Source organism: Paenarthrobacter sp. RAF54_2, assembly GCF_052113945.1.
Taxonomy (GTDB): Bacteria; Actinomycetota; Actinomycetes; order Actinomycetales; family Micrococcaceae; genus Arthrobacter.
Genome location: NZ_JBFRDV010000006.1, coordinates 431,947 through 445,906 on the forward strand (window position 1 = coordinate 431,947; position 13,960 = coordinate 445,906).

Consider the following 13,960-nt stretch of genomic DNA (forward strand, 5'->3'; position numbering starts at 1 on the left):
CTCACTTTCGGATCGTAGCGGTGGCAAACGGGAAAAACCCCGGGGAGCCACAACGGCACTATCCAGCGAGGTGCCGTTTCGTTTGTCCCCGGTCATCTTGTGGCTCGGCCTGGTCAGCATGGTGACGGATGTGTCATCGGAGTCTGTAACGGCAATCCTCCCGCTGTATGTGACAGGATTCCTGGGCCTTTCAACCATCGCCTTCGGATTCATCGACGGCATTAACCAAGGCGCAAGTGCAATTGTCAGGATCGCGGCGGGCTGGGCCGCGGACCGCAGCGGACATCCGAAACGCATCGCCTTGGCCGGCTACGGGTTGTCCATGCTCGCCAGGATAGGTTTCCTGTTCGCAGGAGGGTTCTGGGCGGTAGCGGCCATTGTGACCGGAGACAGGATCGGCAAAGGCATTCGCACGGCTCCACGTGATGCGCTCATCACTGTTTCAGCGCAACCCGAACACCTGGCCCGTTCCTTTGGCGTCCACAGAATGTTGGACAACATCGGGGCCGCCGCAGGGCCAATGATTGCCTTCCTCGTGCTGCTGATGATCCCCAATGGCTTCAGCACCGTTTTTGTGGTGTCCCTGGCTTTTGCGATCATCGGCGTTGCAGTTCTGGGGCTGGTGGTGCCGGACCTTCGGGCGGATGGGCTGAGAGGGATCAAAGCCACCACCGACGCCGAACAAACAGCCGACTCCCGGAAGCAACGGCCTCGGATCTTCGCGTTCTCGTGGAGCCACCTGCGGGAGCCGGGCCTGGGCAAGTTATTGATCTCTGCGGGTCTCCTTGGCTTGCTGACCATTGGTGACGGTTTCATCTACCTCGTGCTGCAGGACAGGGATTCCTTTGCGGTGCAGTGGTTTCCGTTGCTTTTCGTCGGAACCAACATTGTGTTCCTGGCGTTTGCGATTCCACTGGGGCGGCTGGCCGACCGCGTGGGCAGGGTCCCGGTCTTCGTGGGCGGCCACATTGCCCTGCTTGCCTGCTACTTCCTGGCTGCGGCGCCTTTCGGTGGCCTATGGAGCACTGTGGGCTGCCTGATCCTTCTTGGCGGATTCTACGCAGCAACTGACGGGGTGCTGGCGGCCTTGGCCAGCCAGTTGACTCCTCCAGGGAAGCTGGCCACAGGTATCGCCTCCGCACAGACCGTGGTTGCTTTGAGCAGGATGACGGCCTCGGCCGGTTTTGGCGTTCTCTGGTACGCAGTAGGTGCCTCCACAGCCATGGTTGCCGCGGGAGCGTTGTTGGCATGTGCAGTAGTGGCAGTCGCCTTCATTCTGCCTGGAGCCAGGCCCAAGCTGGCCAACGAATGAGCGCTACCTTCATTGGCGGAAGGCTACGGTGGGGCATTCTCCTTGCGGTAACGGCAGTTGTGCTTGCGGCGGCGGGTATTTATGCAGTTGGCGCCTATCTGCGATTTGAGGAGAGCCGCACTGCCGCCCCGTCCGTAGGGGTCAGCGCCGGCCAGCCGTTGCCGGCTGTTCCGTTCGTCCTTTTTCGGAACACGGCAGGCGGACAGGGCTACGGTAATGCCGCTACCGTACCGTTGTCCTCTCCCGACGGCACACGCGCAGTGAGCGAGCAGGCCTGCGACAGGGTCTACGGCACCGCGTCCACGGTAATTTGCCTCAAAACGAACCGCGGCCTCGTGACTGCCTTCGAAGCCGCTGTCCTGGATCGCGACTGGCAACAGCAGCGGGCGTGGCCCGTTCCAGGAATACCGAGCCGAACGCGGATCAGTCCGGACGGGTCCATGATTGCCACCACTGTCTTCGTCACAGGCCATTCTTATGCGACTGCCGGGTTCTCCACCGCTACTGAAATCAACTTCACTGCAAGTGGTTCAGGTGGTTCGGGGAATCTGGAGGACTTCGCCCTGATAGTCAACGGCGAGCGCTTGCAGGCTACGGACAGAAACATCTGGGGGGTTACCTTCGTACCCGGACAAAGTGACACTTTCTACGCCACTGCGGCGTCTGCCGGGCGTATCTGGCTTGTTCGCGGCAGCTTGTCGGCCAAGACCCTGACTGCGGTCCACGATAACGTCGAGTGTCCGTCCATCTCACCGGATGGCACACGGATTGCCTACAAAAAGAACGACGGCGGGCCGTTGACTGCGCACTGGAAGGTAGCACTGCTTGACTTGGCTACAGGACAGGAAACTGTCCTTTCCGAGAAGCGAAGCGTGGATGACCAAATCGAATGGTTGGACAACCAAAACGTGCTTTACGGATTGGCCGACGAAAACACCCCCGGCGACAGCAACATCTGGAAGCTGGCGACTGATCCGGCATCACAGCCGAGCCTGTTTATCCCCCATGCGTGGTCGCCCAGCGTAGTCCGCTGACCGTGATGGTGAGAGGCGGGCGTGCTGTGCCCGTGCAAGTGCCGAGGTTAACTCTGACGTTAAATGCTAACGTCCGGCCCTGAAGTTCAGGGGGCCGGACGTTAGCAGTTCGGAGGCGTGTTAACGCGTCAACAGATCCTCAGCAGATCCCGAGAAGGCCGCAGACCAAACCACCTGACTGGGTGGGAGTCGGGGATGGGCTGGGTGTGGGAGTCGCAGTCGCGGTTTGAGTTGGGGTTGGAGTTGGAGTTGCTGTCGCAGTGGCTTGCGTCTGTGTCTGCGCTTGTGCCGGAGCGGCAGCCGTGGAGTACACCACGTCCACGAAGTAGTTCGTGGCATTGAATGAGTTCGCGGGCATCACACCTCCGGAACCGTATCGGTACACGCCGTTATTAGGTCCAGAAGCCGTAAACACCCCACTCGTCCAGGTCTGGTTGAAGAAGCCAGACGTGTAGGAGTAGCGGCCGTTGGGTGCGCGGTAGGACACCACGTAGGTCTGGCCGGTCGACAAGGCCACCGGAGCCGACAACGTAGCAGTTTGCCATCCCGTAGCGGTCTCGTTGGTAAAGGTCACCTGTGCCAGTCTGGTGCCAGCCGAGTTCCACAGCGATCCTACGTGCGTACCTGTGTTCCCGGTGCCCTTGTAGAAGCGGATACCCGTTACGTTGCCTGCTTGCGAAACGCTGAACGCCGTTCCGAGCTCCACGGACTTCGTCTCGGATGCCGCCGCAACTTGCGGCAGGAGCGAACCGAAGATGGTGCTCTGCTGCACTGTTGCCGCCGCAGTAGTGAACTGCCAGGTGGTTGGCGGAAGGGTCTGTCCCTGGGGTGTCGCTACATTGGAGGCAGTGGCCGTGATCACAGTGCTGGCAGGCAGTGCAGCTGCAGGTGTGAAGGTGATGGTCCTGGAATCTGCGGACAATGCTGCTGTTCCCGCTACCGACGCTCCGCTGGCGTTGAGCGTGAAGGACGCGCTGGGGTTGATGGCGGTGGAGAACGTGATGGAGGGTTTCACATCAGTGGGGATCCCGGTTGCTCCAGGTGCCGGCACCTGGGCCGTGACGCTCAGTGGCTGCGGAGCCAGAGCGAAGACCAAGTCCACCATATAGCTGGCAGTGGATGCCGTATTCGGGAAGTCGCCGCTATACGAGTAGGCTCCGGAATCGGTAACCACCCGCAGAGGACCGCTCGCAAAGCCGTCACCGAATCCGCCTGCAGTGTATGAGTACGTGCCGGTGGGAGCTTTGTAGGCTGCTACGTACTCAGTATCCGCCTGGATGTTGACGGGTTGACTGAAGGTTGCCGTCTGCCAGCCCATGCTTGATTCGTTGGTGAACGTAACAGTGGCGAGTTGTTGTCCGGCAGTCGTGTAGAGGGAACCGGTGTGTGTCCCGGTGTTACCGCCAGACTTGTAGAAGCGGATTCCTGTTACCTGGCCCGCCGTATCACTGGTGAACCTGACGCCCAAGGCCAGTGCCGCGCCGTCGTTCACTTCGGGAGTGGTGGGGGTGGTGGTGTCCTGATACAGCGTGCAGGGGCATACGCCCGGGGTGCGCGGTGCAGGGACGGTGGCGAACGTCCAGGTATTTCCTGAGATCGGCGTCCCGGACACGGCAGTTGCGGTTACGGTGGCCGTGTAGCTCGTTCCAGCAGCCAGCGGGGCGCTGGGAGTGAACGTGACCTTGCGTATTGATTGGTCGTACGCTGTGGCGCCGGCCACCGCAGCGCCACCTGCAGTCTTTAATGAAAGCGCGACGCTGGAAGTTACGGCAGCCTCGGAGAGCACACCGCTGACGGTCGTATCCAACGGCACACTGGACGCGTTTGGCAGCGGAGACTGGTTACCCACAGTAAATGGCGGTGCGGAGACCATGACTACGACATCCACGAGGTAGCTGGCCGTAGAGCGGGAGCTCGGGAAATCGGTGCTATACGAGTACGCGCCCGCATCGGACACTGTCCGCAATGGGCCTACACTCATACCCGAGCCAAAGCCGTTGCTGGTAGCGGAGTAGGCACCCGTCAGCGACTTGTACGAGGCGATGTACTCCGTGTTGGCAGCCATTTGGACAGGTTGGCTGAACATAGCCGTCTGCCAACCCGCACTGCTCTCGTTGGCGAAGGTCACTGTCGCCAGCTGTTGTCCGCTGGAGGAGTACAGGGCACCAGTGTGAGTGCCGGTGTTTCCTGCCGACTTGTAGAAGCGGACTCCTGTCACCTGCCCCGCGGACACGCTGGAGAAGCGGACACCCAGTGTCAAGGGAACGCCGTCCTGGATCTCGGCGATGCCGGGGGTGACACTATCGTTGTACAGGCTGCAGGGGCAGGACCCTGGGGGTGGAATGGTGGCAGCAGTCGTGAACGACCACGTACCTCCCGAGGTTACTTGCCCGCCGTTGGTAGCCGTGGCGGCAAGCGTCGCCGTGTATTGGGTACTGAACGCCAGTTGGGACGTCGGTGTGAACGTCGCCTTCCGGGCCACGGCGTCGTAGGTGGTGGTGCCCGCAACCCCGCCGGCAGAGGACTGTACGGTCAATTGGACGGTGGTAGCAGTGACGGCCTTCGAGAAGACACCGCTCACCGTGGTCGAAACGGAGACACTCGAGGAAGAGGGGATGGGTGTTTGTCCGGAAACAGTCAGTGGTGAGGTGTCTGTGGTGCTGAACACCGCGTCCACAAAGTAGTTGCCGCCGTTAAAGCTCGAGGTGGGGAAGCCCTGCGATGTGTTGTACACACCGGCCGCTTCAGCGCCGAAGCCACCTGCCACTTTCAACGGGGGGTCGTTGAATCCTGTGTAGGCCCACTGGAAGTCCTTCGTGGAGTAATGCCCCTTGGGCGCCCAATAGGAGACCGTGTATTTCTGGCCCGCAGTCACGGGGACGGGTTGGCTGAACAGCACAGTCTGCCAACCGGACGCTGTCTCACTGGCGAAGGTCGCGGTAGCCAGGCGGGTGCCGGTAGCGCTCCAGAGGGATCCCGTGTGCGTTCCGGTGTTGGCCGTGCTCTTGTAGAACCGGACACCCGTGACGAATCCGTCAACGGAGGGAGAGAACCGCAGACCCATCTCGTACGCGCCGGCGTCGCCGGAGTCCAGCGTTGGCGGGACCGTTTGCCCAAAGACGCTGTAAGGGCCGTTCAAGCTGAGGTTTCGGGTGGCCACAGCACCGATGTTGGCGCTGTCGTCGATGCCACGTACTTGAATTGTCGCGGTAGCAAGGCCCTTCTGAATGTAGCTGTAAGTCCACGTCGCTTTACCGCTGGCTGGGTGCCACGTGGCACCGCCGTCCGTTGAAACTTCGACGCCGGCAACCACACCACCGACGTCAGTTGCAGTTCCGCTGACAGTCACGTTGGTTCCATGAGCCAGTGAGGCACCATCGGCTGGTGCGTTGATGGTGACAGTCGGGCCGGTTTTGTCCCCGCTGGCCGCAGTTGCAACGAGCCCTGCAGCAAGGGAGGCCGGCGAGGCACCCATGTCTGCAAGCAGGTTCACTTGGGCCTGCCTCATACGGGCATCGGCGGGGGCGCCGGCGCCGTCGTGTTCCTGGTCCAGTCCCCACGTCCACTGGACGCTGCCGGCAGAGAACACCAGTGCGCCGCTGGGAGCCCGGTAGAGGGTCAGGTGATGTGTCGTGGTGCCGGGCTTGGTTGTGTTTCCGAAATCCTGGAGGTATTCGCTGACGGCTCCAGTGGTGGTTGACAGCTGGATCTGGCCCGCTGGCCGGAAGCCGTTATCCAAGTCTTCGTCGGATTCATAACCTATGGTGTGCTGAGCCAGCACTGCCGAAGAGCCTGCTGCAAGTGAGGCCAAGGACGTGTTCCGCCACAGGCGCGTCTTTCCCTCCGCAGCAGAGACAGTCACGGGAAGATCAGTGAAATTGGACATGTAAAGCGTGCCAGTCACGCCGTTTTCCGGGAGGCCACCACCATTCGCCTGCGAGGCGAACCGCGGATCCCTCCAGGTTCCCGTCCATTGGGCAGTGGGATCGATCTTGGCGTTTGACCAGGTCTCCTTGTAGCAGGTCAACGTCCTGCCTGCCCCACCATCAACACTGGACGGTTCGAATCGGGTGCGCCAATACATTTCGTTGCCGGAGAGGAATTGGAGGTTGACGCCCGCGTCCCGTGCAGCAGTGACATTGGCGCGTTGCGGGCCGGACCAGTATTCGTCATGGCCCACGGACAGGAACACCTTATGGTTGAGCAATTCGGCTCCGTTGCGGTCCGAGTCGAGGCCGCTGATGTAACTGACGTCGTATCCGTTTTGCTCCAGAAAACGCACCATGGGGTATTCATTGGCGAAATAGAAGTCGCGGCCACCAATCCCGTCCCGGGTGGCTACAGGACGGTTGTAGCTGACTTTATAGGCCCGGCCGTTGTTGGCGCCCTGGTAGAAGTCTGAACCGCCGTACGTGTTGTAGGCCTGCCAGGTTTCGTCGGCAGTCTGGAAGACGACAGCGGAGTGGTTGCCGTCGCTGCGGACAATAAAGGTGATGTGGCTCTGCCCACCTGTGTCAGGTCGCGTGAGGAGCGCGATGTAGACGCCGGAGACTGCCGTCGAAGGAACTTGCCACGTCGCCGAAACGGCCCACGTGCCGCAGTCATAGAGTTCCGTTGTGAGATCGCTCCGGCAAGCTGGTTGGGTTTGGCGGAACGCCGAGGGCGTGACATCGGCGATCTTGCGTGCTCCGTTGCCGCCATACCAGCCGGTGCGGTAGATGGCGATGGTGTAACTCGGAGCTCTGGTGTCGATCTTAAACTTGATTGCCTGCCCCGCATTGACGCTGATTTCCGTGGAGAAGCCTTGGATGCTGTCGTCACCGGCACCATCAATGTCCCACTCTGAAGGTGGACTTCCGGGTTTGGAATTTTCACACACCACAGGATTCATTCCGGGGTCGCATGGTCCCGCTGCGACGGCCGCCGGGGCAGTAAGAGGCAGCAAAGCTGCAACCATGGCAATCACCAAAGGCAAGAGAAAGCCTTTGAGGACTTGCTGTGGTCGGGTAGCTGAAGGACCGGTCATCAGAACTCCTGGAGTGGTACGCCAATTGCGAATATGGGTCCGCGTTTAGCGCACGGTCCCTGCTTGCCGCTCCCCAGCCAGGGTCAAACCAAGATCTTCAGTTATGGAATACGGGTTCTGCACTTGGATGATCGTTTCCGAATATCTATACCGTATCCAGCCTTTACCCGAGGGACCTTCAGGTAGAAGCCGGATCACCGGAGCGAATCCGCCAAGTAACCCTTGGCAGGAGTGTAGGGGTGCGGCATCCCTGCCGCAAGGCTTTCCCGTTACAGATCCATGGATTTCGGCCAAACGGCAGTAGATTTAGGGAGACACAGCCGCCCGCAGGGGCTGACAACGGGCCATCCAGGAGAACCAACCACCTTGCATTTGAAAAGTCTGACTGTCCGCGGATTCAAGTCGTTTGCGTCGGCCACGACGTTCGACTTCGAGCCCGGCGTCACCGCGGTCGTCGGTCCGAACGGCTCGGGTAAGTCCAACGTCGTGGATGCCTTGGCATGGGTCATGGGCGAGCAAGGCGCCAAGACGCTGCGCGGTGGAAAGATGGAAGATGTCATCTTTGCCGGCACATCGGGCAGGCCTCCGTTGGGACGCGCCCACGTTTCCCTGACCATCGACAACGCGGACAACGCGCTTCCCATTGAGTACAGCGAAGTCACGATTTCCCGGACACTGTTCCGGACAGGAGGCTCCGAATACGCCATCAACGGTGCGCCTTGCAGGCTCCTGGACATCCAGGAGCTTTTGTCCGATTCCGGACTGGGACGCGAGATGCACGTGATAGTGGGCCAAGGCCAGCTGGACCGGGTACTGCACGCGACGCCTGAAGACCGTCGCGGTTTCATTGAGGAAGCCGCAGGTATCCTCAAGCACCGGCGCCGCAAGGAAAAAACCGTCCGCAAGCTCGAAGCCATGCAGGCCAACCTCGCCCGACTTGGCGATCTCACCGCAGAGATCCGCCGCCAACTCACCCCCTTGGGCAAGCAGGCAGAAATCGCCCGGCGTGCACAAACAGTCCAATTCGATGTCAGGGATGCCCGCGCCCGGCTCCTCGCCGACGACCTCGTTGCACTGACATCGAGCCTGGAACAGGATGTCGCAGACGAAGCCGCCCTCAAGGAACGCCGGCAGGTGGTCGAGGCAGAACTGGGCCATGGCCGACGACGCCAGGCCGCATTGGAGCAGCAAGCAGCCGAAGCAACCCCCCGGCTCAATGCAGCACGGGACAACTGGTACCAGCTGTCAGCAGGCCGTGAGCGGCTCCGCTCGCTGGGTTCCCTGGCAGCCGAGCGTCGTCGGCTGCTGGGCTCATCAGAAGCCTTGCCGGACGCCGGTCGGGACCCCGAACAGCTGGAGCGCCAGGCGGCGAAGGTCCGCGAGGAACAGGCCGTCTTGGAACACGACATCCTTGCCAAGCAGGCCGCCCTCCTGGAAGCAACAGTGGCGAAGGATTCTGCGGAGGCGCTCGCAGCCGCCGAGGACAAACGGCTGACGGCCATGTTAAGGGCAGCAGCTGACCGCCGCGAAGGGCTCGCCAGGCTCGCGGGCCAGGTCGCGGCCGCACGCTCCAGGGCAGAAGCGGCGGAGGCGGAGCGTGGCCGACTCCGCGAATCATTGGCCGCGGGCAACGAGCGACGCCGCCACGCCCAGAGCGAATTCGCAGCACTCGAATCCCAGGTTGCAGGGGTTGAAGACGGCGAAGAGAGCCTTGACGCCGAGTACGAGAATGCCAATGAGGCCCTGGACGCCGTGCTGGCGGACATCGAAGAGCTGAAATCGGCAGAACGGGAAGCACTTCGCCAACGGGATGCCCTGACCGCCCGCCGGGACGCTCTCCTTTTGGGTCTCAACCGCAAGGACGGCTCGGAGCGCCTGCTCTCCGGAGATGTCCAAGGGATCCTGGGGCCGCTTGCCGGGATGCTGGCCATTGAGCCAGGTTATGAGGCCGCGATAGCAGCCGCGCTGGGCTCTGCTTCGGACGCGCTCGTGGTCGGGGACTCCGCTGACGCCGTGGCCGCGATCCAACTGTTAAAAGCGGACGACGCCGGCAGGGCCGCGCTGCTGTTGGCTGACGTTTGGCCTGGGTCTACTGAAGCGTCCTCCTTACAGCTCCCGGCTGGCTGCAGATGGGCGGTGGATGTCCTCAAGGTCACGGAACCGGCTGCCCAAGGTGCCTTGGCCCTGCTGGCCGGGGTCGCCGTCGTCGATGATCCGGCAGGTGCTGCAGCGCTGATTGGTGGGCACCCCCAACTCAAGGTGGTCACCCGCGCAGGGGATGTTTTCACGTCGCTGACCGCCCAGGGCGGCTCAGCCACCGCGCCCTCCCTGCTGGAGATCCAGGCAGCAGTGGACGAGGCTGTTGCCGGACTTCAGGAGGTAACTGCCCGATTGGAACGGGGCCGGTTTGCCCTGGCTGGCGCTGAAGCCCGCCGGGCCGAGGCGCAAGACCGGGCCGATGCTGCCTTGGAAAGGCTGCATGAATCCGATGCCCGCCTTGCCGCCGTGGCAGAGCGCCTGGGGCACTTGAACTCACTTCTGCGAAGCGCGGTCGGTGAAAGCGAACGCCTGGAGTCTTCGCTGGCGCGCGCGGAAGCGAACATTGCAGAAGCCAGGTTGGACCTTGAAGTCGCGGACGAGCGGCTCGCCGCCGCCCAGGAAGCTCCGGACGAGGAACCCTCCACCGACCAGCGGGATGAACTCGCGGCGCAGGCGAGGTTGGCTCGTTCCAACGAAATGGAAGCCCGGCTTGCCCTGCGCACGGCAGAAGAGCAGTTGGGGGCCATCGCTGGCCGGGCGGCCTCCCTGGAACGCGCAGCAGCTACGGAGCGGCGGGCCCGTGAAGAAGCCGCACGCCGGGCGCAGAGACGGCGAGCCCAAGCCCAACGTGCTGGTGCAGTGGTGTCGGCCGTTGAGCAAGCGCTTCGTTTCATCGATATATCAGTGGATCTCGCGGCCCGTGAACGCGACGTTGCCGAGCAAGCACGCGAGCAACTGGAGAGGGAACTGTCCGGCGTACGCTCCGGCAACGAGTCGCTGGCAAAGGAACTCGCCGAACTTACCGACTCTGTGCACAAGGATGAGATGGCCAGGACCCAACAGCGTCTTCGCATCGAAGCGTTGGAGGCCCGCTCCGTCGAGGAACTCGGATTATCGGCCGAACAGCTCGTTGCAGATTACGGCCCAGATCAACCTGTCCCACAGCCGGCAGCCGCAACCACGGACAAATGGGCGGAACTCCGCGCACCGGTAGACGAAGCGGGTGTACCGCTCGTGGAAGGAATTCCCTTCGACCGGGCGGAGCAGGAGAAAAGGCTAAAAAAGGCCGAGCGTGAATTGGCGGCACTGGGCAAAGTCAACCCCTTGGCGCTGGAAGAGTTTGCCGCCCTTGAGGAGCGTCACCAGTTCCTCAGTTCCCAACTGGAGGACCTCAAGTCCAGCCGGAAGGACTTGCTGGACATCATCAAAGAAGTCGATAACCGCGTCCAACAGGTCTTCACCGAAGCCTTTGCCGATACCTCAGCGCAGTTTGACCGCGTCTTTGCACGGCTCTTCCCCGGAGGCGAGGGCAGACTGGTCCTGACGGATCCGGACGACATGCTGACCACTGGGATCGAGGTGGAAGCCAGGCCGGCAGGTAAGAAGATCAAGAGGTTGTCCTTGCTCTCCGGCGGCGAACGATCACTCACAGCTGTGGCACTGCTGGTGGCGATCTTCAAAGCCAGGCCGTCACCCTTTTACGTCATGGACGAAGTGGAAGCGGCCTTGGACGACACCAACTTGAGCCGGCTCATCACGATTTTCGAAGAGCTTCGGGAGTCCAGTCAGTTGATCGTCATCACGCACCAGAAGCGCACCATGGAAGTCGCGGATGCCCTCTACGGCGTCACGATGCGTGGCGACGGGGTGTCCACCGTCATCAGCCAACGGCTCGGTGCCGGGGCATAGCTTTATGAGAAGGTAGGGGAGTGAACGATTTCCTACCCATAATTCTGTCCATTCTCGCTGCGCTCGTCGTGGTCGGCGGGCTGGTGCCGGTACTGATGAAGGCCCGGAAGTCCGGCGCCAACTACCCTGGAACGCGGGACGCTAATGACCCCGTTCAGTCATCGGCCGCAGGCAGCGGAACCCTTGTGGAGGACCGGCCGGACGCCGTTACAGCACCTCCTGCCCCAACCTTCGACGGACGAGTCGAAGGTGCCGATGTTCCGGATGACGCCGCCGGCTTGGAGACCATCGCAGTAGAGACGCCGGCGCCTGTGGAAGGCCGCCTCACTCGCCTCCGCGCCCGTTTGGTGAAATCGAACAACATTCTGGGCAAGGGTCTGCTGGCTCTGCTGTCCGGGGACAAAATTGATGAGAACGTGTGGGACGAGGTTGAGGAGACACTGCTCCTTGCCGATCTCGGCACCGAGCCCACCATGCAGTTGGTTGATGCCCTCCGGGAACGCGTGAAGGTGCTGGGCACCCGCAGTCCCGAGGATGTCAAGGCCATGCTCCGTGAAGAACTCATCAAGCTCGTGGATCCCACCATGGACCGTTCCCTCAACGTCGAGCGCAAGGGTGACCGACCCGCCGTCGTGCTTGTTGTTGGTGTCAACGGTGTGGGCAAGACCACAACGGTTGGCAAGCTGGCGCGCGTGCTGGTGGCCGAGGACAAGGACGTGCTGCTCGGTGCTGCGGACACTTTCCGCGCCGCAGCTGCTGAGCAGTTGGCCACATGGGGCCAGCGTGTCGGCGTACCCACCGTTAAGTCAGACATCGATGGCGCCGATCCTGCCTCCGTTGCCTACGAAGCTGTCAAAGCGGGCATCGACCAGGAGGTCGACGTCGTCATGGTGGATACCGCCGGACGCCTGCAGAACAAGACCGGCTTGATGGACGAACTCGGCAAGGTCAAGCGAGTCATCGAGAAACTGGCCGAGGTGGACGAGGTCCTGCTGGTCCTGGACGCCACCACGGGTCAGAACGGTCTGAACCAAGCACGCGTCTTTGCTGAAGTGGTCAACATCACCGGCATTGTGCTGACCAAATTGGACGGCACGGCCAAGGGCGGCATTGTGGTCGCTATCCAGAAGTCCCTCGGTGTGCCCGTCAAGCTCATCGGCCTCGGCGAAGGTCCCGACGACCTCGCACCGTTCGATGCTGAGGGCTTTGTGGACGCCCTGCTTAACTAGCGCCGGCGCCCAACTGACTTGCAGTAGTGGTTGTTTTGAGTGATCAAAGCAACCACTACTGTCAGTCAGTTTTTGCTTTTAAGGGGTTCGCGCGCAAGGAGCCATGCCAGGGCCGTAAGCAGCAGCACTCCGCCGGTGACAGCAAATGCAAGTCCGTAGCCGAAGCGATCGGCGAGGATTCCAGCCACGACGGGCCCGATGATGGCTCCGGTATCTGCGGCCATCTGGAAGACTGCCAGCACCTTGCCACCGGAGCGCCCCCGGCCAATGACGTCAGCGACAGCAGCCTGCTGCGCCGGGCCCAGCAAGCCGGAACCGAAGCCGGCCACAGCGGAAGCAGCGAAGAATGCCGGAAGATCCGTCGTCAAACCGATGATTCCAGTGGCGAGGCCAGTGATGACAAGGCCGGGAATGAGCAGGGGCTTCCTTCCCCAGGCATCGGCGAGGCGCCCGGAGAACGTCAAAGCGAGGGCATTGCCTACAGCAAAGACGGCCAAAGCCCATGCCGCGGTCTCCGGTCGCGACTGAAGTGCCGCGACGGCAAAGAGCGGAATCGTGGCCATCCGCACACCAAAAGTCACCCAACCATTACCAAAACTGGAAAACACAGCCGCCCGGTACGCTGAATCCGCCAGCGCCTCCTTTAACGTCATGGGCGGAGCGTGGGTGGCATCCTGGCCGGGCGTACCCTCGCCGCTGAGCATTGTGCGGACCACCAGTGCTGCAACGAGCAAGGCCGCCGCGTAGGCAAGGAACGGTACCCGAAGGCCGAAGCCAGCCAGCAGGCCACCAACAACCGGGCCCAGGACACTCCCAATCAGAAAGGCCGACGCGTATGCGCCCGAAACACGGCCTCTTCGTTCCGGCGGTGCCAAACGGATGAGCAGCCCCATGGCGGCGACTGTAAACATGACGGAACCCGCTCCGCCGAGCCCCCGGAAAATCAGCAGCTGCCAATAGTTCTGGGCGAAAGCGCAGGCGGCAGTGGAAGCGGCAACGATCAGCAGGCCGGACACATACACGTTCCGTTCGCCGAAGCGTCCGATGAGCGAGCCCCCTGCCGGGGCGAAAACCAACCGCATGAAAGCGAAAATGCTGACAATGATGGCGGCAGCGGTGGCTCCGACGTCGAAGGTGGTGGCGAATTGAGGGAGTACCGGTGCTACCAGCCCAAAGCCCAGCGCAATTAAGAACGCTGCAGCCAACATCACCTTGATGTCGCGGGGCAGCGGTTGCTTCTCCCGCCGGATCCTTGGATCTTCAACGGATCTGGGCGACTCAGTCATGTGGTGCGGGTCCTTCAATTCTGTGTATTTGCGGGGAAGTGTGACGCATGAAACATATCCGTAACAACGGTGATATGCACCATTTACGTTGGGGAGGTTGTTGTAACGAGCCTGCAATGTAAAAC

Annotated in this window: 6 protein-coding genes; 4 read left to right on the top strand and 2 right to left on the bottom strand. The window is 61.8% G+C overall.

Translation table 11 applies throughout. From position 1 onward, the window contains the following. The first annotated feature begins 70 nt into the window (after positions 1-70). Entirely contained in the window at positions 71-1,312 is a 1,242-nt protein-coding gene (locus AB4Y87_RS08570) for an MFS transporter (protein ID WP_442003993.1), read from the top strand. Continuing rightward, positions 1,309-2,346, top strand: a complete 1,038-nt coding sequence (locus AB4Y87_RS08575) for a hypothetical protein (RefSeq protein ID WP_442003943.1) — start codon at positions 1,309-1,311, stop codon at positions 2,344-2,346. Before AB4Y87_RS08570 ends, AB4Y87_RS08575 begins: the two co-directional genes overlap by 4 nt. Before the next feature lie 139 nt (positions 2,347-2,485). On the opposite strand, the gene AB4Y87_RS08580 is transcribed toward AB4Y87_RS08575, so the two are convergent. Then, positions 2,486-7,372, bottom strand: coding sequence for a DUF4082 domain-containing protein (locus AB4Y87_RS08580; RefSeq protein WP_442003944.1), 4,887 nt, complete (start codon positions 7,370-7,372; stop codon positions 2,486-2,488). Between the two features lie 366 nt (positions 7,373-7,738). On the opposite strand from AB4Y87_RS08580, the gene smc reads away from it, so the two are divergent. Continuing rightward, positions 7,739-11,320, top strand: a complete 3,582-nt coding sequence (gene smc / locus AB4Y87_RS08585) for a chromosome segregation protein SMC (protein WP_442003945.1) — start codon at positions 7,739-7,741, stop codon at positions 11,318-11,320. A gap of 20 nt (positions 11,321-11,340) precedes the next feature. Then, positions 11,341-12,549: a signal recognition particle-docking protein FtsY gene (gene ftsY, locus AB4Y87_RS08590; protein ID WP_442003946.1), complete on the top strand. Its 1,209-nt coding sequence runs from the start codon at positions 11,341-11,343 to the stop codon at positions 12,547-12,549. Positions 12,550-12,614: 65 nt separating this feature from the next. Here the strand turns inward: ftsY and AB4Y87_RS08595 are convergent, their stop codons facing one another. Further along, on the bottom strand, positions 12,615-13,835 hold the full coding sequence (locus AB4Y87_RS08595) for an MFS transporter (protein ID WP_442003947.1): 1,221 nt from the start codon (positions 13,833-13,835) through the stop codon (positions 12,615-12,617). Positions 13,836-13,960: the final 125 nt, after the last annotated feature.